The organism is Stratiformator vulcanicus (assembly GCF_007744515.1).
In the GTDB taxonomy this organism is placed as follows: Bacteria; Planctomycetota; Planctomycetia; order Planctomycetales; family Planctomycetaceae; genus Stratiformator; species Stratiformator vulcanicus.
Genome location: NZ_CP036268.1, coordinates 2,708,151 through 2,731,548 on the forward strand (window position 1 = coordinate 2,708,151; position 23,398 = coordinate 2,731,548).

General features: G+C 56.9%; 19 protein-coding genes. 11 read left to right on the forward strand and 8 right to left on the reverse strand.

Going from position 1 to position 23,398, the window contains the following annotated elements; all coding sequences use genetic code 11:
• Positions 1–5: 5 nt before the first annotated feature.
• Positions 6–1,049, reverse strand: a complete 1,044-nt coding sequence (locus Pan189_RS10645) for a YHYH protein (protein WP_145363900.1) — start codon at positions 1,047–1,049, stop codon at positions 6–8.
• A 368-nt stretch (positions 1,050–1,417) separates the two neighbouring features.
• Between Pan189_RS10645 and Pan189_RS10650 the strand changes: the two genes are divergently transcribed.
• The 4 genes from Pan189_RS10650 to Pan189_RS10665 all read left to right on the forward strand — a co-directional run bounded on the left by Pan189_RS10650 (position 1,418) and on the right by Pan189_RS10665 (position 5,022).
• Positions 1,418–3,490 carry a TIM44-like domain-containing protein gene (locus Pan189_RS10650; protein ID WP_145363901.1) on the forward strand — a complete coding sequence of 691 codons (2,073 nt, stop codon included), beginning with the start codon at positions 1,418–1,420 and terminating at the stop codon, positions 3,488–3,490.
• A 13-nt stretch (positions 3,491–3,503) separates the two neighbouring features.
• Positions 3,504–4,124 (forward strand): tetratricopeptide repeat protein, encoded by a 621-nt coding sequence (locus Pan189_RS10655; RefSeq protein WP_145363902.1) that lies wholly within the window; start codon positions 3,504–3,506, stop codon positions 4,122–4,124.
• A complete protein-coding gene (locus tag Pan189_RS10660) occupies positions 4,121–4,360 on the forward strand; it encodes a hypothetical protein (protein ID WP_145363903.1) in 240 nt (79 codons plus the stop codon). Before Pan189_RS10655 ends, Pan189_RS10660 begins: the two co-directional genes overlap by 4 nt.
• 302 nt (positions 4,361–4,662) lie before the next feature.
• Positions 4,663–5,022: a hypothetical protein gene (locus Pan189_RS10665; RefSeq protein ID WP_145363904.1), complete on the forward strand. Its 360-nt coding sequence runs from the start codon at positions 4,663–4,665 to the stop codon at positions 5,020–5,022.
• 685 nt (positions 5,023–5,707) lie between these two features.
• Here Pan189_RS10665 and Pan189_RS10670 read toward each other — a convergent pair.
• The 7 genes from Pan189_RS10670 to Pan189_RS10700 all read right to left on the reverse strand — a co-directional run bounded on the left by Pan189_RS10670 (position 5,708) and on the right by Pan189_RS10700 (position 15,713).
• Entirely contained in the window at positions 5,708–6,733 is a 1,026-nt protein-coding gene (locus Pan189_RS10670) for a hypothetical protein (protein ID WP_145363905.1), read from the reverse strand.
• Positions 6,734–6,897: 164 nt separating this feature from the next.
• Positions 6,898–8,160, reverse strand: coding sequence for a putative sugar nucleotidyl transferase (locus tag Pan189_RS10675; protein ID WP_145363906.1), 1,263 nt, complete (start codon positions 8,158–8,160; stop codon positions 6,898–6,900).
• A gap of 30 nt (positions 8,161–8,190) precedes the next feature.
• Positions 8,191–9,048 carry a CheR family methyltransferase gene (locus Pan189_RS10680; RefSeq protein WP_145363907.1) on the reverse strand — a complete coding sequence of 286 codons (858 nt, stop codon included), beginning with the start codon at positions 9,046–9,048 and terminating at the stop codon, positions 8,191–8,193.
• Positions 9,045–10,139 carry a protein-glutamate methylesterase/protein-glutamine glutaminase gene (locus Pan189_RS10685; RefSeq protein WP_145363908.1) on the reverse strand — a complete coding sequence of 365 codons (1,095 nt, stop codon included), beginning with the start codon at positions 10,137–10,139 and terminating at the stop codon, positions 9,045–9,047. The genes Pan189_RS10680 and Pan189_RS10685 overlap by 4 nt, the downstream gene beginning before the upstream one ends.
• A 281-nt stretch (positions 10,140–10,420) precedes the next feature.
• Complete coding sequence (locus Pan189_RS10690) at positions 10,421–12,517, reverse strand: methyl-accepting chemotaxis protein (RefSeq protein ID WP_145363909.1); 2,097 nt, start codon at positions 12,515–12,517, stop codon at positions 10,421–10,423.
• Positions 12,518–12,582: 65 nt separating this feature from the next.
• Complete coding sequence (locus tag Pan189_RS10695) at positions 12,583–13,077, reverse strand: chemotaxis protein CheW (protein WP_145363910.1); 495 nt, start codon at positions 13,075–13,077, stop codon at positions 12,583–12,585.
• 2 nt (positions 13,078–13,079) lie between these two features.
• Positions 13,080–15,713 carry a hybrid sensor histidine kinase/response regulator gene (locus Pan189_RS10700; RefSeq protein ID WP_145363911.1) on the reverse strand — a complete coding sequence of 878 codons (2,634 nt, stop codon included), beginning with the start codon at positions 15,711–15,713 and terminating at the stop codon, positions 13,080–13,082.
• 385 nt (positions 15,714–16,098) lie between these two features.
• Between Pan189_RS10700 and gap the strand changes: the two genes are divergently transcribed.
• The 7 genes from gap to tsaB all read left to right on the forward strand — a co-directional run bounded on the left by gap (position 16,099) and on the right by tsaB (position 23,339).
• Positions 16,099–17,118, forward strand: a complete 1,020-nt coding sequence (gene gap, locus Pan189_RS10705) for a type I glyceraldehyde-3-phosphate dehydrogenase (RefSeq protein ID WP_145363912.1) — start codon at positions 16,099–16,101, stop codon at positions 17,116–17,118.
• 269 nt (positions 17,119–17,387) lie between these two features.
• Entirely contained in the window at positions 17,388–18,101 is a 714-nt protein-coding gene (rpe, locus tag Pan189_RS10710) for a ribulose-phosphate 3-epimerase (RefSeq protein ID WP_145363913.1), read from the forward strand.
• Between the two features lie 30 nt (positions 18,102–18,131).
• Positions 18,132–18,866, forward strand: a complete 735-nt coding sequence (locus Pan189_RS10715) for a histidine phosphatase family protein (RefSeq protein ID WP_145363914.1) — start codon at positions 18,132–18,134, stop codon at positions 18,864–18,866.
• The gene (accD, locus tag Pan189_RS10720; protein ID WP_145363915.1) at positions 18,863–19,741 is read left to right on the forward strand and encodes an acetyl-CoA carboxylase, carboxyltransferase subunit beta; all 879 of its coding nucleotides are present in this window, start codon (positions 18,863–18,865) and stop codon (positions 19,739–19,741) included. Before Pan189_RS10715 ends, accD begins: the two co-directional genes overlap by 4 nt.
• Before the next feature lie 27 nt (positions 19,742–19,768).
• Positions 19,769–20,665, forward strand: coding sequence for a serine/threonine protein kinase (locus tag Pan189_RS10725; protein WP_145363916.1), 897 nt, complete (start codon positions 19,769–19,771; stop codon positions 20,663–20,665).
• A complete protein-coding gene (locus tag Pan189_RS10730; RefSeq protein ID WP_310820319.1) occupies positions 20,665–22,656 on the forward strand; it encodes an ATP-dependent helicase in 1,992 nt (663 codons plus the stop codon). Before Pan189_RS10725 ends, Pan189_RS10730 begins: the two co-directional genes overlap by 1 nt.
• Positions 22,653–23,339 carry a tRNA (adenosine(37)-N6)-threonylcarbamoyltransferase complex dimerization subunit type 1 TsaB gene (gene tsaB / locus Pan189_RS10735; RefSeq protein ID WP_310820320.1) on the forward strand — a complete coding sequence of 229 codons (687 nt, stop codon included), beginning with the start codon at positions 22,653–22,655 and terminating at the stop codon, positions 23,337–23,339. The genes Pan189_RS10730 and tsaB overlap by 4 nt, the downstream gene beginning before the upstream one ends.
• Positions 23,340–23,398 lie beyond the last annotated feature (59 nt).

Genomic DNA, 23,398 nt, shown 5'->3' on the forward strand with positions numbered 1-23,398 from the left:
TCAAGCTACTGTTGACCTCCCGCTCCGCCGAAGCCGCCGAAGCCGCCACCACCACGGGGCGGCGGGCCGCCGAATGGAGGAGGCCGACGGCCGGGCGGTCCGGGGCCCCGTCCGCCACCCGGTCCGCCACCGGGCGGACCTTTGCGAAAGCTCTGGTCAGCTTCACCACGCCAATAGCGAGGGATAAACGGAAACTCCGTCGTCACGTAATAGTGAAAGATACCGTCGGGGAAGTCCGGGGTTGGACTGAACCGACCGTTGGCCTCGTCGAGGTCGCCGGCCTCCTGATCGTATTCCCAATCTTCAACGAACGTCCCGTCGTAGCGGCCTCTCGGGCCCGAGGGCCTCACTCCCCGCTTGAGAACGTAGCTCGACTTCATTTCGCGAAACCCGCCTTCGAGGTCGTTTGAGTCCTTCAGGCCGAAGTTGTTGTAGATCGGGAAGCCGTCGGCCGCCCAGCCGATCTGCACCATCTTCGCCTTATCAGGAGAGGAATTGATGAGCTTTTCGACGTAGGCTTTCGGCAGGCCGTGATAGTGATAAACCCCACCCGGCTGGACATGCGCATTGCTCTGATCGGTACCGAGATTAATACCGGGGCCCAGCGGTTCGTACGACCAACCCGATCGTCGATCACGACGCCAAAACTCAGCGGCAAACGGATCGAAAGGCACACCATTCAGTGCCACTCCAAACGATGCTCCACGGGAAGAGGTCAAACGCCGAGTATTCCGCGGCTTCAGCGGCACATCGAAGCGATGATTCTGAGCGGAAATACGGTTCGGATTGCCGCGATTGGGAAATTGCCCCGTGGCGTGATCAGGCAGTCCGTTGGAAACGATGACGCGTTTGTTACCCGATTCCTTGATCGATACGTGCGGCTTCGGCAGAGCGGTTTGAGAGCCGAAGCCCCCGCCGAGACCTCCGATGCCCCCGAATCCGCCGAAGCCACCCTGCGGCGGTTGACCGAACGCGGGACACGCCATCGTGCAAGCCAGTGCGAAGGCTGCCACAGAGAACCTTCGGATCGTCGCAATATTCAATCGCATCCGCGCCCCTTTAAAGAGATCAAACTCATGAAGAGCAAACGCGATTCGCTACAAAAGTTCAACATTGAATTTGGTTCCAGCGCACCGATCGCGCTCCGATGCGTTGAAGATTCAGAGCAATAAGGCGATTTATTGTTTTAGATAGCCCGACGCGCCAGCGAGGCCGTCACCGTCAGGGGTCTCAATTTTGTGATGCGGCCATTCAAATTGGTTGTATCCGCTGAACCGCAGGTCGATCAAAGAAACCGCAGGTCGATCAAAGAAGTGGTACAAATCGGGTTCGAGCTATCGCGAACGCGTCGGACCCAAATACTGACACGTTCCTTATCTGGCCGTCCCGAACATCTATCGTTCTGCAGAGGTTTATCATGAGACGCGCCCTCGCGAAGCTCTTCGCCATTCTCTGCAGCCTCGGGTTCGCCGCAGAAGCATTCGCGAGGGCCGGAGGTGGGGGCAGCTTTGGCGGTGGAGGCGGGGGCGGCGGCTTTAGCGGAGGAGGGGGAAGTGGCGGTGGAGGCGGGGGTGGTGAACTGATCGCCGGGCTGATCTGGCTTTGCATTCATTACCCGGTCATCGGGTACCCGCTCGTCCTGATCATTATCGCAATCTTTATCGGAGTGCCCGTCTTTGGTGAGCGGGCGAAGACCCTTCGGCAGTTCCGCTCTGGACGACGTTTACAGGAAAACCGCTTGCGGGAGCGCGCCCTGACCGACATCAAATCTCGCGACCCTGAGTTCGACTGGAACGAACTCGCCGGGCGCCTTGATTCCGCTTTCTGCAAGATTCAGGACGCCTGGTCACGACAGGATCTCGCGCCGGTAAGGGCTTTCATCAGCGATGGAATTGCCGAGCGGTTCCAACTTCAAATCGACATGCAAAAAGCGGACGGCGAGCGGAATGAAATGTCGAACGTGTCAGTGTATTCGACAGAGATCGCAGCCGCCTTTTGCGACGAGCAGTTTGACACGCTGCATGTTCGGATTGAAGCATCGGCCGTGGACCAAACCCTCTCCATTTCTTCGGGCCGCCGAATCCGCGGATCGTCGTCGCCCGAGCGGTTTGTCGAATATTGGTCCTATCATCGTCGCCGCGGCGTGAAGTCGTTGGAACGTCCCGGGGCGATCGAAGGAAACTGTCCAAACTGCGGTAGCGGTTTGACGATCATCGACCGTGGGCGGTGTCCCGCCTGCCGATCGGTTGTGAATTCGGGAGAACATGACTGGGTGCTGGCGGAAATCACGCAGGAAAGTGAGTGGATCGTTCCGCCGCCCACACCGGCTTACGAGGGCCTCGAGGAGATTCACCGTCGCGATCCCGGTTTCTGTTTGCAGCACGTCGAAGATCGCGCCTCAGTCATGTTCTGGCGGCTGCGATCGGCGGAGTACTTCGGAGACTTCGACTACATTCGTCCCGTGGTCGATACGGATTTCGCTGACAAGCTTGAGCGGACCTACCGGGCGCAGCCATCTCGTTGGAGTAATCCGGCTGTCGGAGCCGTTGAAGTAATCGCTGTAACGTCTGGAGAAAATGAGTCGAAAGAACGCGGACGGACCGATCAAATTCGTGTCATGATTCGCTGGTCGGGTCAACGTTTTGCCGTCAAGGACGGGCAGAATGCGGAGTTGCTTCGATCGCAGGTGATTCGAACGGAAGTCTTCGTTCTTGAGCGGTCGGTCGGCGTCGCCTCGTCCGAGTGGCAGGTTTTTTCTTCCGCCGATTGTTCCGATTGCGGCGCTCCGCTGGAACTCGGCCACGCCGCACAATGCGGATTCTGCGGTGCGGTGCTTAACGATGGGCAACACGGCTGGATTTTGGCCGGGATCGAGCCTTACACCGCCACCGATTCTTTTCGACAGGTCAGGCAGCTTCAAAAATCAGCCGACAGTCTGGCACTACCGATCGTCGACCCAGCGGCGATGTTCTCCTTGGCGACGCAAATCGTGATGGCGGACGACGAATTGTCTTCAACCGAACGAAAAGCACTGGTCGCACTGGGGAAAAAGCACGGGCTTTCTCGGGAGAAAATGCAGGCTCTGTCGAATGAGGCCGTCCGAGCAAAGCAAGATGGCGAACAAAGTCATTTCAACCGCCACACCGATCGACAGGAGGGGAGGGCGATCCTCGAAATACTGGTCGATCTCGCCCTGTCTGACGGCATCATCAGCCGAGGCGAATCTCGGCTGCTAGCGCATTTGGCCGAAAGCATGGGATTTTCAGCGGCAGACGCCCGCCTAATTGCCTCGCAACGCAAACAACAGTTGCGTGTCCAACTGCGTAACGAACGTCGCGCGGCCCGGCGATCCAGAAGAAAAGACCGTGGGTCCCGTAATGATACTCCGCATCGTGGGCACGGTCCGGCGGCACCGGACGAAGCCTCTTCGCATTCTGAGGCTGGACGCGAGGCCGACGGAAGTCAAAATGAAAGTGTACTGAGTCGTTAGAACAGAGCCTGATATGTCGACCGCCCGCACGTCTCCCGATCTCGCAGAACCACTTGATGAAGCACCGGGGCTCCGCATTTCGGGCAAGGTCTTCGTGATCGCATTTCTTCCGGCCGTGGTCACGATCGTGATTCTGTTCTCAGCAATCGCATCGATCGGCGTGACGCCCCAGCAGCGGAATTACGCGCAAGCTAATTTAGTAAACGCACTCACGCAGCTTCGAAACGAGAGATATGATCGAGCCATCGAATTGCTCGATCGGGCGCTCGCGGCCAACCCGCGCCTCAACAGTGCCTACGGTTGGCGGGGAGAAGCCTATCTCGCTCTGGGAGAGCCGAAGCGAGCGATTCGCGACTTTTCGACGGCAATTACGCGAGAGTCCGATGTCGCTGTCAATCTTGGCGGACGCGGTGCAGCGGGCGTGGAAGCGAAACTGTATTCGGAGGCCATCACCGACCTCCGGGGAGCTATCGCTCGCTTGGAGAAGCGTGACCCCGAATCACTAATACTTCGTGGGCCGACCGACGCCGGGCCTGATCCTTTGCGCCGCTCGATTCCGCAGTTGGAGGCTCTGCTGGCTGTGGCGATCAACGTTTCGCAGACATCGACTCCTGAAGCGGACCAGTCGCCATGAGCGTGCAATTGAGAGTCCGTCCGGTTCACTATGGTGTCGGTTACGTCGCCGCTTTCGAGGGCGACCCCGGCAGCGAGGTTCATGCCGCCTCGTTCAATGATGCCGTCGGTCAGTTGCTGACCAGAATCCCCGACTTTGCTGATCCCGATGGTGCCCCACCACGATTGAGCGAATTAGACGTGACCGTTGTTGATGATCAATTCGGCCAATTTCTGCTGCAAATCGATCAGACATGATCATCGTTCGGCGGCAGCCGGAGAGCTGCTTTGTTGAGATATCTCCGAACGCTACTAAGTGCTGCGGTTCCCTGTTTGCATAGTCATTTTCACAACGGCCGTTGTCGATTTGACCGCTTTCTGCAAATTCCGGCACATCCTCCGCAGGCGAAGGGATCGCAATTTCCTCCGCGGTAAGACGATTTCAGTCAGTGACTTACGCTGAATCTTCGGGGCGAGAGTCGGGAAACGGCGCGCGGGGTGCTAACTCCTCGGGGACTCTCTTCCCCTTTCCCACCGCTACTCCTTCCGAGGTACTCACGATGTCTCCGCGTACGAAATCTTTCGAACCGTTTCTGCTAGCCGTTGCCGGGATCGTTCTGACCGTGATGTTCTGTCTGGGTAGCACCGCCGACGCTCGGCCCAATTACCTCAAGGCCTTCGCGGAGCAGTACCCGAAAGTCGAGCCGCAACTGAGCACGAAAAAGTGCTTTGTCTGCCACGACTCCAATAAGAAAATTCGCAACCACTACGGCCAGGCGTTCGAAGAAACCCTCGGTGCGGAGCGAGTCAAGAACGAAGAGCAATTGCAGAAAGCCTTCGTTGGTGCGGAGCCCAAAGAAAGTTCGATCGAAGGCAAGACCTTCGGCGATTTGATCGCCGAGGAGAAAGTTCCCGAGTAGCCTGAAGCGGCTCTGAGCAAAGCAAGAAGAGCGAAGCGAATGAACGTTTTCGCTTCGCTCTGGACATCGCTTGTCGGTCATGCGAGCGACGCCGTAATGAGAGGGCGCGGATCCCGTCGGGAACCGTATCACATCGTGTGCGGGAAGGCTTCGTCGGGAAACGATCCGTTCCCCCGGCGGGATCCGCGCCCTCTCACTAGCAAGACCTATAGGTCGTTCGTCCGTTCTTCGCTGGACTAAGTCTCCTCGCGGCGCGCGTGTTCCGAAATGGTTCCTTCAGGAAGTCGCAATATCCTCAATGTGATCGCCGAAACTGACGCCAACAGAGGAAACGTAATCGCGATAGCAGCTCCACCGAAGAAAGTCCGCGTCGCCCATACTCGTTGATGATGTGTTGTGAAAGGCCCCGGGCCTTCATCAATGCAATAGAGTGCCGCTGTGAACATTACGCCGACGCCAACGACGACGGCGAAATAACTAACTGCCGTGAGCAGTCGGGAAAGTAGCTCTATCTTTTCTGGAAAGCTTCTCAATTCTTTGCTCTGCTATTCAACTCGAAAACTCCAAAGAAGTTTGATGGCGACAAGCGGATGAAATAGTCGCTCTATTGGACTTATAACGATCAAGGTTGCAGGCGGCAGCATCTTGAGGTGACCTTCGAGATGGTGCGCACCTCACAGTCAGCTCAGGTCGTCGTTGATTCAATCTGCGTAACAAAGCCTTCCGGCAAATCCCACTCGGCAATCGCCCCTACCTTTTGCTCTTTGCCGTGGCCCTCGACCAATTGTGCGACGAATTTCCCACCCGCGCAGACCGAGCAGTGTTGAAGATTTAGATGGATGCGACGCAACTGCTTTTCATTTTTTGATTTCTGCGGTTGCTGCTCATTAAGAATTTGTGCGACACCCGCGGGGTCGTCAGCACTGATCGCTTCGCCTACCTTCTCGGCCAGCTTCATCCCCTCGGCGAGTGCTGCGGCCTGTTCGGCTTCATAGGCGGCCAGTGCTTCCTTATCACGTTTCTTAATTTTTCGTGGTTCGACTCCGGCCGGCAGAACCGCGTATTGGGATTTGGTCGACATATAACGATTGCACGTTGTGCAGTAAGGGTTGGTCGCGAGAATTCCGGGAACAATCAGGCCGCCCAACGCAAACCCGGCTGCCTCGAGGAAACGCATTCCGTAGCCCCACGCACCGAATGCCTGACCGGGGCCTCCTCCTTCCTGCTGGAAGGCGAACGCACGGGTTACTGAATCAAAGTAGGTGAAGAACGAATGCTCGTGGCGAAATTCTTCGGGAATTTGCTCTAAAACCATCAGGTATTCGATGTACTGCGCTGCGAAGTAAGACAGAATTTGCAGAACCAGCACGGTAATTAACAAAGTCCGACCGATGCGTGCGCCGGTCAGCCAAGACCCGATGCCGTAACCCGAACCGGCACACAAGCCGACGCCGATCGCTCCGATTGGAATCACGAAGTTCCAATAATAGCCGATGACGGTCCAACCTTTGATGTGCTCCAAATAATAGAGCAACGCAAGCGATGCCAGAGCCGTCACGACGCCCGAGGCGATGACGAACAAGCCGGGCTGTTTGCCGGTCGAATGCTGCTCGGCATCAAGGGTCGAATCAAATGATTCCGCGGAAGGTTCGGCTTCGGGCGTGGCTGAAAACGATTCGTCCGGGGAGCGGTCTTCGTCGAACGTTGACATGAGCGAAACTCGCGAGAAAGAAGTGGTCGCCGCGAAGGTTCACGCAATTGCACTGCAATTTCAAGCGAAAGCGTATCTTGGTCCCGGTCGCGTCAGATATAGACCTCGGATCTTTTCGGCAGCCGCCTCATCGATCGCACGGGTGACGTCTTAAGCTGATTTACTTACCGGCTTGCGCGATCGATTGCCCGCTGCCGTTCTGGTCTCGTCTGTTCATGCACAGTACGAAGTAATTCTTCAGATGCGGGAAGCAGTTCGACACCCCTTCGACTCATGGCGATTCTCGCCGTTTCGATGGCAGCATCAAGGTCGAGGCCGTCATCGACCTTGCCGTTCCAAACCCGGCTGAACGACGGGATGTGCTTCGGAAGAAGACCTGCTCCGGGCACCACCAAGCTCATGGCGCCGACAGAGGTTCCCGTATTAAATAGGCTGCAGAGCGCGGTCTTCGAATGATCGGCGATAAATGTCCCGACCTTTTTCTGGCCGGAATCAATTGAGTGTCCTTCAAGCGGAACGCGGACGTTGCCGTAGTCGTTACGGAGGTCGCTGTTCGTTGTCAGCGCTCCGAGATTCACCCACGGACAGACATAGCCGTGACCGAAGAAACCTTCGTGATATTTGTTGGCGTAGCCGTGGAAGACCGCGGCTTCGATTTCACCGCCGACCCGACAGACCGGACCGATGGTCGTACCGCCATGAATTAACGCCCGGTACAGTCTCGCTTCACGACCGATATACGCGGGTCCCTCGATTTTCGTAAATGAATCGATGACCGCACCGTCGGCAACCGTGATTGGGCCATCGGTCGTATCGAACACGACGTACGGATTAATTTGAGCTGTCGCGGCGAGACGTAGCTGATCGAGCGATCCGATGACCTCGAAATTGCGAGTTGAACCAAGCGACATAAGCTTATCCGATTGGCCGACGCCATGCTCAAAATCGAGTTCAATTTGCCGGGCGTTGCGATCGATGATATCCCACGGATACTCAAGAAGTACGCCGCTCGCATCCATTCGCTTGCACTTGCGTGCTAAAGGGATGACGGCGTCGGCGATGTTTTCAAAATCATTGAATATTAATTTCGGCGAATCGATTTTGAAACAGACCGGAATGTCGTCGATATAGAGCGCTGAGTTTTCATCCATCTCAGCGTCAGCGGGAGCATCGGGAATCCAGCGGGCATTAACGTAAGTCGTAGGCCCATTGTCCCAATATTCTTGACCGCCCCAGCTCTGCCCAAGACCCTCGACGAAGAAAGACTCCTGAAGCTCAGGACGAATCTTCGCGCCAAACGGCTTCTGAGGAGTCGTCAATCGGGATCGCAGCGTAGCCGCTCCACACATCAAATCAAAAGCCGGACGCAAAAGTATCAGCGGATGCAGCCCGCGGACGGCGCTATCTTCAAAAAATTGAATCTTCATGACAATTTATTTGCCGGCAAAGAGTCACGGTCATGCAAGTTGTGGCCGAGTGACGTTACTTTCCGCTCCAGAAGTCGCTCCCGCGAGCGTGTAGAGGGCCGAGCGACAGTCGCGGCGACGTTCCAGATCGTCGCAGACACCAAGTGCCGTTTCGGCCGCCCCGAGGTATAGGTACGCATCGGATGACATTTGGCTGCAAATTTGATTCAGTACGCTCCGCTTCGTTTCGCTGTCAAAATAGATCAATACGTTTCGACAGAAAATAATGTCGAATCGCCCCAGGAAATCGAATGGTTTCAAGAGATTGAGCTGCCGCCACGTCACGGCATTGCAAATTGCGGGGATCAACTGCCATCCCGCTTCGGAATGAGTAAAGTACTTATTGCGGAACTCGACTGGAAGTCCCCGTTGGACTTCAAATTGACTGTAGAGGCCTTTTTTTGCTCTGGCGATCGGCTCGGCGGCAATGTCGGTCGCGATGATTTCGATATCCCACGCCCTGAATTCGGGAAAGTATTCGCTCAGCAGCATCGCGATCGAGTAGGGCTCCTGTCCGGTCGCGCCGGCAGCGCACCAGATGCGAAGTTTCCTCGCAGCGCGTCGAGACTCAACCAGTTCCGGCAGGAGTACGCGATGTAATTCCTCAAAGGGGGTCTTGTCTCGAAAGAATAATGTCTCATTCGTCGTCATCGCGTCGATGACGGCGTTGCCAATGGCGTTATCACCTGCCGCGAGTCGCTTCACAATACATCCGACATCGATCAGTTCAAATCGGCGGACGAGCGGGTTCAGCCGAGATGATACGAGGTATTCTCGTCCCTCACCTAGAATCAGGCCCGACGATTGTCTTAAGAAATCGGCAAGCAGTCGATAGTCGTCTGGATTCATCGCAGCACGGCCTTGGGTTCGACAATTTCCGAAATGGCGGCGGGAATTTCTGCGAGCGGCAAAACGGAATTGGCGAGCCCGGCTTTCGCGACAGCCCCGGGCATTCCCCACACGGTGCTGGTGGCTTCGTCCTGTGCGATCATTTTGCCGCCGATCTTGCGAATTGCGGCGGCCCCTTCGATGCCGTCTTGACCCATGCCGGTCAGCATGATGCCGAGTATTGCATCTTTATAGACCTGTGCCGCTGATCGGAACAACGGGTTGACCGAGGGTCGGCAGTAGTGCTCTTGCGGGTCTTCAGTTAAGCAGCATTGAACGGAATTTTCCGAAGAGCGAACTAATTTAAGATGGAAACCACCCGGTGCGACATAGATTGTACCGGATTGGACAACCATTCCATCGGTCGCTTCAAAAGAAGGCCGATCAGCATCACGACCGAGGTGTTCAGCAAGCATCGGTGTAAACATCGCCGGCATATGCTGGACGATAAAGATAGGCTGGGTAATGTCCCGCGACATCGACTGCAGGAGATGAGCCAGAGCGCGAGGTCCTCCGGTGCTGGCACCGATCACGATGGCCTGCGGCGTCACGTCGCGCGAAGACTCGGCAACGACTGGCCGTAATTTCGCCGGACTAAGAAAAGAATTTGCTCTCTTCGAAAGATCGGCTTTACGTTGGGATGGCTGACCGAGAGCAATGACGAGCTCCGTCAATTCGGCCGCGAGACGGTTAATGCCATCCGAAGTGCGTCCCGCAACGGGTTTCGCGACGCACCCGGCCGCGCCCATTCGAAGGGCCCGGACCGTCGTCTCGGCGCCGCGCTGCGTCAGGCTGCTGGCCATGATGACGGTGAGCTTAGGATAACGAGCCTGGATATGCTGAAGGGCCGTCAAGCCATCCATGACGGGCATTTCGACGTCAAGGACAACCACATCCGCCTTGTGACGACCCAACCAGGCAAGGGCGTCAGCGCCATTCATGACGGCTCCGACGACGTCGATCTCTTGCTCCGCCGATAGAACTCGGGAGATTAATCCGCGAACAACGGCGGAATCGTCGACTAATAATACGCGTACGGGAGGATGCTTCATGATGTCAGAGCGGTGGAGGGCTGAACCGCACATTGATTCGGGGGCTGTTGTCTCGATCGAAATTCAAAGTTTCGCCGAGCTTTCGTCGCGATATCTGAGTTATTCCATGTCGGCATCAGCAAAGGTGAGAGACTCGCGTTCGGAAAACTATGTCACTGAGGCAAGAGCCGTGGCAAAACAGTAACGCCGCGGACACCGTTTCCGTCGCGTTGTGACAACACGACGTCAAAGGTGTCCGCGGCGTTAAGGGTGCGCGAACTGTCTTGACCGTTATAACCGGTTCAAGCCGACCGTAGCTTGTCAAGGAAATCCTGGGCAATCTGTTCGAGTCGAGCCGACTCCGTCGACAGATTCTCCGAGGCGGCCTGAATATCGGCCGCACCGCGACCGCTGTCATCTGCGGCGTTCGCGACTTCGCAAATGCTTTTCGTCACTTCTGCGGTTCCGCCCGCCGCTTCGGCCACGTTACGGGAGATTTCCTGAGTCGCGGCCGACTGTTCTTGGACGGCCGAGGCAATCGTCGTCGAAATCTCATTAATTTTTCCGATTCGTGAACCGATCGACTCGATCGCAGTGACGGCGATGTCTGTCGACGACTGAATGGCCCCGATCTTGTCGCTGATTTCCTCGGTCGCTTTCGCAGTCTGCCGAGCCAGCTCTTTCACTTCATTGGCAACGACCGCAAATCCTTTGCCGGCTTCCCCAGCGCGAGCGGCTTCAATCGTGGCGTTTAATGCCAAGAGGTTCGTCTGTTGCGCAATCGAGGTGATCACGCGAATGACCTGTCCGATTTCGCTACTCGCTTTTCCGAGCTGTCGGATCGTCGAATTCGTTTGTTCCGCCTCCTCAACCGCAGTGGTCGTCATGTGAGCGGCATCTTCGACGTGTCGGGCGATTTCGTGTATCGACGCATTTAGCTCTTCAGCCGCGGAAGCGACGGTCTCAACGTTCTTCGTCGCCTGCTCACTGGCAGTTGCGACGACGTGCGACTGGCGGTTCGTCAATTCGGCAGAAGCGGCGAGCGATTGGCTACTGGCTTGGAGCTCCGTCGACGCTGAGCTGACGATTTGGATTACGCTCTTAACGTCCCGTTCGAAACAGTCGGCGTTCTCTGCCTGTTCACTGACGGCGCGGAGTGATTGAATGCGATCGCACTGCGATCGAATAAGCTGTGCGGCGATTGCCAAGGTCTGTTTTCGGCTGTCGCCCAAGGCCGTCGAATGATCGAGCAGAAATTCGAGCACGCCGTCGCAATCGTCGCCCCGCATTAATGGGACGGCGACGCCGGTTACGATACCGGCACGAACGGCGACAGCCGCGCGATTTGATGTTTCGACTTGACTAAATTCCGGCGCGAGCACCATCTCGCGTTGCTGAGCGGCCCGGCCGACCAACCCGATGCCGCTCGCGTAAACGGCGGATTGATTTACCTCTGACAGGTCGATCGGAACGTCACCTGCTTCGACTACGAGAGTCAATTGCTCTGAACTCACATCAGCTTTCCAAAATCCGCCGCAGCGAAATCCAAGGGAGCCGCAAATCTCTCGCAGTCCAACCTCATAGATGGTCCGCTCGTCGGTCGCTGTGCTGAGGGCATCTAAAATAGAAGTGATTAAGCCGAGGTGTTGATGGTGTTCTCGAAGCTGCGCTTCGAAAGCCGACATGTCGAGGCTCGCCTGATTCGACGGAGCCGGGGAATTGACACGTTCGATCTCCGCGAGGATGTGTTCGGTTGACATTTCGCTCATATCCTTATCGTCGAGGGAATTTATTTCGTCCGGGATGGCAACGCGTGATTCGGCATCCAAAACCGCGCCGTCTGAGTGCTCTTCGATATCAAATGCCGTCGGCTTGGCTTGCTCTGGTTTGTTGCTTGAGATTTCAACACCGGACGTTTGAGAATTGGCGTCGTCGACTAAAATGCGTTCAGCGGAAGTTTCGATATTTGCAGCTTCATCGGATGTGGCTGAAGCTACCAAGATCGTGCCGAGAAGGATGTCTTCCGCGGAGTCGAGCGCTTCTGCCCAATCACGTGCGGTCCTCTCATCCCATGAGTTGGTTTGAATGGCCGTGACCGCGTCGGTCAAAGCAGCCTTCAGAGCATTAACTTGTCCGCGGTCAAGCATCACGCCATTAACCCGGCTGCAAAGGCTTTCTAAAAAGCGTTCAACCGAAGTTGCATTATCTTCTTGACGACCAAGAACTGTGAGAAACTGAGACAAACCGTCGCTTAATGCGGCGTCGCTGATTGCGTCGAGCACAGGCGTTAACTCGGGCACTTCATCCACGACGCGTGCCCGAAAATGACGTGCGACCTCGCCGACCTGGGCGACGAGTTCATCAAGTGATTTTCTCAAGACGGTAAAGGTGGCAGGCACAGGATTATCTCGGCGAATGATGTGGAACGGATGTCACTGGAAGTGTAATGCGAGGGCGAACGCCCTCAGGCAGACTTCCGATATTCGTTTTCGAAGCTCATTACGGCGTCCAGATCGAGGACCAAGAAGAGTTCATGATCGAGTTGGTAGATTCCGCGCGAGAGCGATTTCCAAAGTGTGTCGACCGTGCCCGGAACGGGCTCAAGAGAACTTGCGGGCAGATCGATGACGTCTCCGACCTCGTCGACCAAGAAACTGAAAGATTCTTCATCGAACCGACAAACGACGTTCATCGGGCTGACGGCAGGATCAGCGGCCAGTCCGAGTCGCCGACGCAGGTCGACCGCCGTTACGATCTGACCACGCAAATTTAACAGGCCGGAAATCTCGGATCGAGATTTTGGCGTTCGCGAAATCTGCTGCGGGTTGAGCACTTCCTGAACGGACTCGACCGGAATCCCGAAGAGTTGGCCGGCCACGCGGAATGAAACGTATTGGCGGACCGGCAGTGGATCGCCGGTCGCGTTTTTGTTTTGATGCGTGCTCTGAGGATCGTCCATGATCAATGTGCTTCCGCCTTAGCGAGAATCGGAGCGGTATAGAGCTCTCGAATCGCCGCGGCGACTTCCCGCGAGTCGAACTTCTTTAAGAACCTGTCATAGCCAGCGTCGAGTGCAGCTCGTTTTACCTTTTCGGTTTCGTGCCCGCTTAAAGCGATCATCGGCACGGAGTCGTTCGGCTTGTATTCGCGAACCTGTCGAGCAAATTCGAGCCCGTCGGTCTGCGGCATATCAATATCGGCAATGACCAGATCGACTCGCGGGTTCCGCTCAAGGTGAGTAAGAGCTTCAGCCGCTCCGCCGAAGGCCGCGACGTCGAATCCGGCCGACTCCAGCGAGGTCTTCACGAGTTGCCTGAAGAATAGAGAGTCGTCGACGACCACAATGCTGGCGACATCGGTCGAGCTGCTACGATTGAACCATTCCGGTGTCGCGCTGGTGACGTAGTGCTGCGCGTCGATGATCTCGGTCGCTTTGCCGTCAACGATTGATGTTCCGAGAATGCCGGGGATGCGGGACGGTCTTTCAATCGAGAACATCACTTCGCGGATGTCCAAGATTTCTCGGACCATCAGGCCCATCGAGCAGTCGCCTTCTGTAAAAACAATGACTGGTTGCGTCGCACTGTCGACAACGGGGTGGGAACCGTTATCCATCGGCAACAGCGGGAGCAACGTGCCCCGATATTGAATGACCGGCCCCTCACCCGTTTGTTCAACGCGATCGACGGGAAACTCTTCGATGCGCGCGACCAGTCCCAAAGGCACTGCCATCGTCCGTCCATGCCCCGGATCGAATAGCAGCAGCGTTGTTATGACGCCGGCTGTATCGGGATTTTCATCGGGCGTCGGTAACGGCTTTCCAACGGTACCGTCGAACGCACCGCTACTGGTCGCGATGCCGGCGACGTCGAGAATCATGATGACTCGACCGTCGCCGAGAATCGTCGTGCCCTGATAAAACGGAAGCTCACGCAACAACCGCCCTAACGGTTTGACCACAATCTCTTCGGTGTCGAAGACTTCGTCGACGGTCAGCCCGAACCTCATGTCATCAATTTGCGCGACGACAATATTGAGACACGTTTGGTCGTCGCTCGTTTCACGACTTTCAAGATCGAGCACCTCGCCGAGATGAACCAGCGGGAGCAAATGCTCCCGGAGCCTCAACACTTTTTTGCCGTTGATTTGCTCAATGCGACTGCTGTCTTCAGCGGAAACGCGAACGAGTTCGACGATTCCCAACTGCGGGATGGCGAAGCATTCGCCACCGCTCTCGACAATTAATGCGGAAATAATCGCTAACGTCAGCGGGATTTTGACGCGAATCGTCGTACCGACGCCGACGATCGAGTTGAGGTCGATTGTTCCGCCGATTTCTTCGATCGCAGTCCGCACGACGTCCATGCCGACACCACGGCCCGACACCGAGCTAATTTTCTCGGCGGTCGAAAACCCGGCGTGGAAGATAAATTGCAGAGCGTCCTGCTCACTCAGGCGTTCTGCATCGGGGAACGTGATCAAGCCGCGATCGACGGCCTTGCGTTTAATCTTTTCCGGATCGATGCCGCCACCGTCGTCGGCGATACTGATGATGACGTGCCCGCCCTCGTGATGAGCTTCGAGCCGAATCGTTCCGCATTCCTGTTTGCCGACGGCGCGGCGGGCCTCCCGCGTTTCGATGCCATGATCCGCCGAGTTGCGGATCATGTGCGTCAGCGGGTCTTTAATCGCATCAAGCACCGTTCGATCGAGTTCCGTCTCCGACCCGCTCATTTGAAGTCGAAGCGACTTCCCGGTGGTTTGCTCCAGATCGCGAATAAGTCGCGGCAGTCGGCTCCAAGCGTTCCCGATCGGCTGCATCCGGGTTTTCATCACCCCTTCCTGCAGGTCGGACGTGACGCGATTCAGATGTGTGATCGGCTTGCCAAACTGTGACTCTTCGTCGGCTCGAGCCAGTTGCAACAATTGATTGCGCGTGAGAACCAATTCACCGACGAGATCCATCAGACCATCGAGGACGTCGACATTCACCCGAATCGACAGATCGGCCGCAGTTCGCCGCCCAGTCTCGGTTGACGACGGATCGGCAGCCGCAGATTGGCTGTCCCACACCGAATCTGAAATCCTTTGGTCGGACGACAGAGAGCCATCGGCCTCGGAGGATTCCTCCAGATCGGCTTGCGAGGCCGCGCAGACGGAGTCGATCGGCGATTCGACGGTGACTTCATCGCCATCGGACTCTGATTCGAGATCGGTTCCCGTGGCCATTGCGTCAAGTTGGGCGAGTAGCCGAGTGTGATCGGTCTGCGGCTCGGAATTGGTCGCTTCGATGCCTTCAAGCAAAGCTTTGATGGCATCAACGGCTTTGAGCACGAGCGAGATCGTCTCACGCGTCACGGGTAATTCCCGCTCCCGCATTTTGCCGAGTACGTTCTCGGTCGAATGCGTGACGGTGCCGAGATTCACCAGCCCGATGAATCCGCAGGTGCCTTTGATCGTGTGAATTGTCCGGAAAATGCTGTCGAGAAGCTCAGCGTTGCCGGTCTCGTGTTCGAGTCGGACGATTTCCTGGTCGAGTCGGGCCAGATTTTCCCAACTTTCTGCCAGGAATTCCTGCAGCAATTCCTCGTCCATGATGCGACGACCTGATCCTGCCGGCTCTTGCCCGTGATCCGAGCAGTCCACCGAGCGTAAATTTGCCGAAATACTCGCGCAATGGATGCCGATGCCACCGGCGAGGAGATGACTCTGACGGTTACATCGACTTTGCGGGTGGCGCAACTTAAGCGTCAGTGACCGGTTTCTGATGTCATACTCAATGCTGTCAGAGGACGTCGGCCCGAAAAGCATCAGTAAATTCGGATTTGTGGATACGTGGTGACCTCACCCCCCGATTCTTGTTCCGCTCTCCGAACGCCATTAGACTCGCACTTGCCCCGGCGATTCTTCCGGGGCCTTGCGGTGCGGGGTTTGTTTCCCGTTACCGGTTTAGTCAGGTCAACGGGGACGGGAGATTCCAGTGGCGGTAAAAGTCGGCATCAACGGATTCGGGCGAATCGGTCGTATCACCTTTCGGGCCATGGCACTGCGTCCGGACGAATTTGAGATCGTTGGTATCAATGATTTGGGCGATCCGAAGTTATTGGGCATGTTGCTGAAGTACGACAGCGTGCAGGGACGATTCCCCGGCACCGTGTCGGTCGAAGGCGACACGCTGATCGTCAATGACGAGCCGATCAAAATTTATTCAGAGCGTAACCCCGCCGAACTCCCTTGGGGTGAGCTCGGATGCGACGTTGCTTTGGAATCAACCGGTATTTTCACGTCGCGGGCGACCGACGCCAAACCGGGCTACGATAGCCACCTCAAAGCGGGCGCCCGCAAGGTTGTGCTTTCCGCCCCGGCGAAAGATGAAGTCGATCTGACCGTCGTGGCTGGCGTGAATGACTCGGAGCTGACCGCAGATCACAAGTGCATCTCGAACGCGAGTTGCACAACCAACTGTCTGGCTCCGATGGTGAAGGTGCTCAACGAAAACTTCGGTTTGGAAGAAGGTCTGATGACCACCATCCACGCTTACACCAACGACCAGCAGGTGCTCGACCTGTTGCACAGCGACCCGCACCGGGCCCGGGCCGCGGCACTGAACATCATCCCGACGACAACCGGGGCGGCCAAAGCGGTCGGTAAGGTTTACCCGGCGGTGAAAGGCAAGCTGACCGGCCTGGCCCTTCGCGTGCCGGTACCGGCGGGAAGCATCACGGACCTTACCGCGACTTTGGGGAAAGACGTCTCTGTCGATGAGATTAACGCCGCCATGAAGTCGGCCGCTGAAGGGCCGCTCAAAGGCATCATGGAGTACACCGAGGACCCGATCGTCTCGAGCGACATCGTGGGCAATCCGCACAGCGTCATCTTCGACGGCGAATGGACGACCCGCATCGGATCGCGGATGGTCAAGGTCATGGGCTGGTACGACAACGAATTCGGCTACTCGAACCGAACCGCCGACCTGATCGCTAAACTCGCCTCGCTGTAGCGATTCGTGACGAACATGAACTGTGCCCCGCTTCGTCGCGATCAGCGATCGAGGCGGGGAAGTTCATTTTCGGCGAAGGCTGAGACGTTGGCTTGCGGTAATAATTGCGTGACGGGTCGTCGCGTTTGACGTCGGCTATTCGACATCGGCTAGACGAATGACGATCGATCGGTGACAATTGACCGATGGATCAGAATCGTATCGGTCCTGCAATACCTCTGTCGCACTTTGAAGGTCAAGCCGGGGATTCCCGAATCGATCCGAGCTGTATGGAACGCAACGAGACAATTCGCCGCTTGAAGCCCGGTCGCCCTGTCATGGGGCCGTCGATGCTGAAATGTGATTTCGGCAATCTTGCCGAAGAGATCAGTCGACTCGAAGATGCCGGCGCGGAGGTGCTGCATCTCGACGTGATGGACGGACATTTCGTCCCGAATCTGTCCTACGGCCCAATGGTGATCGAGCGGATTCGTGAGCGGACCGACCTGCCACTCGATGCCCACCTGATGATTTCCGAGCCGAGTCGCTGGTGGAAGGAATATGCGGATGCGGGTTGCGATGCGATCACTTTTCACATCGAAGCCGAACCCGATCCAACGGCCAACTTGGCCGCGATTCGCGATGCAGGACTTACGGCTGGCCTGGCAATCAATCCGCCCACTTCATTTGATCGAATAGAGCCGTTTGTCGACGCGGCGGATCTCGTTCTGGTAATGAGTGTGAATCCGGGATTCGGAGGCCAGAAATTCATGCCGCAGGTGCTGCCCAAAGTCAGCCGACTTCGTCAGATGGCTGGCGACCGCCTGATTATCTCGATCGACGGCGGAATCGGGACCGAGACAATCAGCAGCGCCGCTTCGGCGGGAGCAGAGCTTTTTGTGGCAGGCAGTTCGATCTTCGATGCAGATGATTACGGTGCGGCGATCAAGGCGTTGACGCATCAAGCCGACATCGCCGAAACAAGTGCAGCCGACGGTCAATGAGACCGATCTGCCGAGCATGAGACGGACCCCATGTGCCAACACTTAGTTTTAATTCGCCCTCCCGCGACTGACTTTGATGATCAGAATCGGATTCAGGGTCGTCTCGATCTTCCGCTGAGCGATCACGGATCAGCGTCTGTGATGGACTGCGTCGAAGCGCTGCGAGATGCGAACCTGAACATGATTCTGTGCGACCCCGGGGAACCCGCCTTCAGCACGGCCCAAGAGATTGGTGACGAACTTGACGTGCCGGTCAAGGCGAAGGAGGAGCTGCGTAATCTCGATCAGGGCTTATGGCAGGGATTGAAGCTCGAAGAGATTCGAAAGAAATACCCGAAGCTGATCCGCCAATGGCAGGAGTCTCCCGAAGCCGTCTGCCCGCCTCAGGGTGAACCCGTCGGAGACGCACTGGAGCGTGTGCGCAAGGTCCTCAAGCGGCCGCTGAAAAAGAGTGGTCGGATCGGCATCGTCGCCGCCGAGCCGCTCGCCTCGTTGATTGCCAGTGTGGCCTGCGGCACAGAGATCGAATTTCGCGGTCCTGTTTGCAGCAGTACCGGCTCGCCGGTTGAACCACTATTTTTGAATGGCCATTCGACGAAACGGCCTGCCGAGCCGGCGGTCGCTGTGGCGAGCCAAGCCGTCCTGACGTCGAACGGTGAACCGCACTCAGATGGCGGCGGCGGTCACGAAGAATCCCGATTCGACGGATCGACTGAGGGGCATCGATTAGCGGAAATGATGCCGGCGGAGGATGATGCGAAATGAGTAACGACGCAGCAGTTCCCAATGGTGCGAGTTCGGCGGCAACAGCGAGTGCGCCGAATCGTCAGAGCGACCGTCCGAAAAAACGCGGCGTCCCCGAAGGCCTGTGGGTCAAGTGTCCGGCCTGCGGGGCCACTGTTTTCCGCAAGCTGATTGACCGACAGTCGGGTCTGTGCCCTGAATGCGGACATCATTTTTACGTTTCCGCTGCCGAACGAATCCGTCAACTATTCGACGAAGACAGCTTCGAGGAATGGTTTACGGAATTGCGGCCACTCGATCCTCTCGAGTTCTCTGACAAGCGGCCTTATGCGGACCGGCTGGTCGAAGAGCAGGCGAAGACTGGTTTATCCGAGGCATGTGTCGCCGGGAAAGGTTATATGCGCGGCCGACCGGTTATCTTTGCCATGACCGACTCTGCTTTCATCATGGGGAGCATGGGTTCGGTCGTGGGCGAAAAGCTGACCCGTTCGATCGAGAAGGCGACGGAGTTGAGGCTGCCACTGGTCATCTTGAGCGGCTCCGGCGGTGGCGCAAGAATGCATGAGGGCATTCTGTCGCTAATGCAAATGGGCAAGGTGTCTGCGGCATTGGCGCGATTTCATGCGGCAGGTGGGTTATTCATTTCGATTTTGACTAACCCGACTATGGGCGGCGTTGCGGCGAGCTTTGCGTCGCTCGGAGACATTATTATCGCTGAGCCCAAAGCGCTCGTCGGTTTCGCGGGGCCTCGCGTGGTCCAGGCAACCGTGAAGGTTCAATTGCCACCCGGGTTTCAGACCAGCGAGTTTCTGCTCGAGCACGGATTTATCGATCGAATTGTCCCCCGGCCGGAACTTCGGACCGAGGTAGCGCGGCTGGTCGACTATTGCGGCTGACCGAAATCTCACTTCGACCTCCTTCCCATGTCTTTTCTAAAACGCCTGTTCGGAAAGAGACCAAAGCGGGTCAATATTAAGCGCCGATTCGATCTCATCGGGCCGATCGGGCAGGGGAGCATGTCGAAAGTCTGGAAAGCTTTCGACAACGAAGTTGGCCGACAGGCTGCCCTCAAAATCCTCGATCGCGAAAAGACGGATCGCTTCGAAGCTCGGTTTGAGCGGCGAGAAAAACCGAGCGAAGGCGAAATTGCGGTATCTCTGTCGCACCCTTTCGTCGTTCGCACTTACGAGCACGGGCTCACCAAGGATGGGGAGGCATTTCTCGCTATGGAATATCTCGAAGGAACGACGTTAGCCGCGCGGGTCGGTGCGGAATCTGAGCCCGATCCGGGCGAGCGCTGCCGATGGTTCATCGAACTCGGACGTGCAATCGAATATCTTCATTCCTGCCGGTACCTGCATCGCGATATCAGCCCTCGAAACTCTTTCATCACTGTCAACGGGCGCATCAAATTACTTGATTTCGGACTGACGATCCCTCTGCAGAAAGAGTTCTGTCGACCGGGTAATCGGACCGGAACTGCCAACTACATGGCTCCTGAACTGATTCGACGTCAACAAACCGACGAACGCGTCGATGTGTTTGCCTACTCGGTGACCTGTTTCGAATTGGCGACGGGGCAGCGTCCCTGGCAACCGGCGAAATCGCTTGATGCCATGATGCATCACATGAATACTCCGCCGAAGTCGATGGTCGAACTGGCGCCAAAGTTTGGAACTGAAGTCGCGGATGTGATCATGCAGGGCATGGCCACCGACCGCGATCGGCGATGGCCATCAATGACTCGCATGTTGACCGCGTTGGATCAGGCGCGTCCGAAAGAAAGTTCTCCGCCGACCGCGTGCGCCGGGTCGAAATGATGTCACGCGTCGATGTGATTTTATCCGGACTGAACGCAGCTCAGGCCGATGCGGTTCAGTATCTTGACGGACCGTTGCTGGTCTTGGCGGGGGCGGGAACCGGTAAGACCCGTGTGATCACGAGCCGAATGGCTGAAATGGTGCGGCGGGGCACATCCCCGGAACGCATTCTTTCGGTCACCTTCACGAACAAGGCGGCCAAGGAGATGCGGGAGCGAGCCGTCGCTTTGATGGGACGGTCGAAGTCGAAGCCGCTCGTCTCAACGTTTCACGCTTATTGCGTTCGTGTTCTCCGCGAGGAAATCGAACGGCTCGGCTATCCCAAGACCTTCGCAATCTATGATCGTGGCGATCAGGAAACGGCTGCGCGGGCGGCGCTGCGCGAGGTCCGACTGACCGACAAAGCCATGAAGCCGGCCGATTTGCTCAGCCGAATCAGCCGCTGGAAGATGAACGGTGTCTCTCCCGACGAAGCGACGGAGAACACCGAAGATGATCTCGATCTGCTCTCGGCGATCGCGTACCGACGTTATCAGGGCATTCTCAAGACATCGGGCGGCGTCGACTTCGATGACCTGCTATTGCTGACTGTGCGATTAATGGAAACCGATCCTGAAGTCCGTGCCCGGCAGCAGACGCGATTCGATTTCGTGCAAATTGACGAATACCAGGACACCAACGGGGTGCAGTTTCGTTTAGTCCAGTCCCTCGTCGAGCATCACCAACAGCTTTGTGTCGTCGGTGATGACGACCAATCGATTTACGGCTGGCGGGGCGCCGAGGTCACGCACATTCTGAATTTCGGCCGGCACTTTCCGAGTGCGAAGGTCATCCGGCTCGAAGACAACTATCGATGCAAAATCGATATTCTCGACCTCGCAAACGAACTTGTTCGGCACAATCGCGACCGGCACCCGAAGAAACTCAGAGCGGGCCGAAGCGGCTCTGCCGACGTCAAATTCCTGGAATTCGACGACGAGACCGAAGAAGCTCGGCAGTTGGCGTTCGAACTTGATTATCTCATCAATCAGACCGGAGTTCCGCCGTCCGACATTGCGGTACTGTTTCGCACCAACGAACAACCACGCGTGATCGAATCGGAATTTCGCCGTAAGCGGCTGCCGTATTTATTGCTCGGCGGGCAATCATTTTTTGATCGCAAAGAAATTCGCGACCTGCTCGGGTATTTGCGCGTTGTGATCAACCCGCAAGACCGGCAGGCGCTGGCGCGGATCATCAACACCCCCGCCCGTGGGATCGGTCGGACGACGGTGGAGAAGGTTGTCGACGCGGCGGTGAAAACGAAAGTCGACTTCTGGTCAGCGGCTGAACAACTCGCAGTGCAGGGCGTTCTGGGTCCCAAGCCGATCAATGCCATTCGCGGATTGCGATCGCTCGTCAAGAAGTATCGCGACCGTTTTCAAGCTCAACCCGCTCGCTTGCACGACGCGATGTCGGAATTGATCGACGAAATCGAATATCGGGCGGAGATCGAACGCCTCTACAGCGAACCGACGCAACAGCTCGGCCGCGCCGCGGCCCTCGATCAACTACTCGAAACAATGCGCGAATACGCGGCCGCGGCGAAACGGCCCTCGCTCGGCGGATTTCTCGAAGAGACGTCACTCGACGGACGGGACTTCGCGACCGAGGAAAAATCGGGGCGTGACGCGAACTCCATCCGATTGATGACGCTGCACAGCGCGAAGGGATTGGAATTTCCGCGGGTGTATCTTGTCGGAATGGAGGAAGGTCTGCTGCCGCATCGCCGCAGTCTCGACATCGGTGGCGCCGCGATTGAAGAGGAGCGGCGGCTCGCCTACGTCGGCATCACTCGCGCGATGAACTCCCTGACGCTCAGCCGTGCCCTTGCGCGTCGGAAATGGGGCAAATTACGCCCGACGATTCCGTCACGTTTTCTTGCCGAGATGCGGTCCGAATTGGCGATCGAAGGGAATCCCGATGCCGGTGCAAAGGAGCTCGCCTCGTGATCGTCCTGGGCATTGAAACTTCGGTCCGTCCCGGGTCACTCGCCTTGATGAGCGACGGGCAACTACTTGAAGAGCGGTTGATCGAACGCGAAGGTCGGCGTCAGGCCCAAGCCATTGTGAGCGAGGCCAAGGCTTTGACTCTGGCGCACGGGTATTCGCTCAACGAGGTCGGGTTGATCGGCGTCAGCCACGGTCCCGGGAGTTTTACCGGTCTGCGCGTCGGAATCACATTTGCGAAAACACTCGCCTATGCGATCGGTTGCCGCCTCGTCGCCGTCGCAACGCCGGAGGTCATCGCCCATCAGTCGAGATGCGACGAGACTCAGTGTGTGGTCATGATTGATGCCCAACGGGGCGACGTGTTTGCTCAACGCTTCGAAAAAATCGATTCGATGTGGAGAGCGACATCGCCAATGCGGGTTTTATCTGCGAATCAAGTGCTGTCGGATGTCGCTGAAGACGGCGGTTCAATCCTGCTGACTGGACCGGGTCGTCCTCGAGGTGACGCCACGAAACCGGACACAGGGTTCCAAGTTGCGGACGACGTACAGGCGGTTCCGATGGCCGCGACCGTCGCTCGACTATCGATCGACACGCAGAGAAATTGCGACGCCTGTGACCCGTTCGAACTCGAACCGCTGTATGTGCGTGTCAGTGCGGCCGAGGAAAAAAATCCTGCTTGAAGTCTTCGACCGGATTCATTTGTGTGCCGCCGATGGCATCGAGCAATGCGTCAAATTAT

Excerpts from the sequence above, each read along its gene's own strand:
- rpe (WP_145363913.1), top strand. The coding sequence starts at position 17,388 with ATGGAACGCAACGAGACAATTCGCCGCTTGAAGCCCGGTCGCCCTGTC.
- Pan189_RS10700 (WP_145363911.1), bottom strand. The coding sequence starts at position 15,713 with ATGGACGAGGAATTGCTGCAGGAATTCCTGGCAGAAAGTTGGGAAAAT.
- Pan189_RS10675 (WP_145363906.1), bottom strand. The coding sequence starts at position 8,160 with ATGAAGATTCAATTTTTTGAAGATAGCGCCGTCCGCGGGCTGCATCCG.
- Pan189_RS10645 (WP_145363900.1), bottom strand. The coding sequence starts at position 1,049 with ATGCGATTGAATATTGCGACGATCCGAAGGTTCTCTGTGGCAGCCTTC.
- Pan189_RS10715 (WP_145363914.1), top strand. The coding sequence starts at position 18,132 with ATGTGCCAACACTTAGTTTTAATTCGCCCTCCCGCGACTGACTTTGAT.
- Pan189_RS10655 (WP_145363902.1), top strand. The coding sequence starts at position 3,504 with ATGTCGACCGCCCGCACGTCTCCCGATCTCGCAGAACCACTTGATGAA.
- Pan189_RS10665 (WP_145363904.1), top strand. The coding sequence starts at position 4,663 with ATGTCTCCGCGTACGAAATCTTTCGAACCGTTTCTGCTAGCCGTTGCC.
- Pan189_RS10670 (WP_145363905.1), bottom strand. The coding sequence starts at position 6,733 with ATGTCAACGTTCGACGAAGACCGCTCCCCGGACGAATCGTTTTCAGCC.
- Pan189_RS10660 (WP_145363903.1), top strand. The coding sequence starts at position 4,121 with ATGAGCGTGCAATTGAGAGTCCGTCCGGTTCACTATGGTGTCGGTTAC.
- Pan189_RS10680 (WP_145363907.1), bottom strand. The coding sequence starts at position 9,048 with ATGAATCCAGACGACTATCGACTGCTTGCCGATTTCTTAAGACAATCG.
- Pan189_RS10730 (WP_310820319.1), top strand. The coding sequence starts at position 20,665 with ATGTCACGCGTCGATGTGATTTTATCCGGACTGAACGCAGCTCAGGCC.
- Pan189_RS10695 (WP_145363910.1), bottom strand. The coding sequence starts at position 13,077 with ATGGACGATCCTCAGAGCACGCATCAAAACAAAAACGCGACCGGCGAT.
- accD (WP_145363915.1), top strand. The coding sequence starts at position 18,863 with ATGAGTAACGACGCAGCAGTTCCCAATGGTGCGAGTTCGGCGGCAACA.
- Pan189_RS10685 (WP_145363908.1), bottom strand. The coding sequence starts at position 10,139 with ATGAAGCATCCTCCCGTACGCGTATTATTAGTCGACGATTCCGCCGTT.
- Pan189_RS10725 (WP_145363916.1), top strand. The coding sequence starts at position 19,769 with ATGTCTTTTCTAAAACGCCTGTTCGGAAAGAGACCAAAGCGGGTCAAT.
- Pan189_RS10650 (WP_145363901.1), top strand. The coding sequence starts at position 1,418 with ATGAGACGCGCCCTCGCGAAGCTCTTCGCCATTCTCTGCAGCCTCGGG.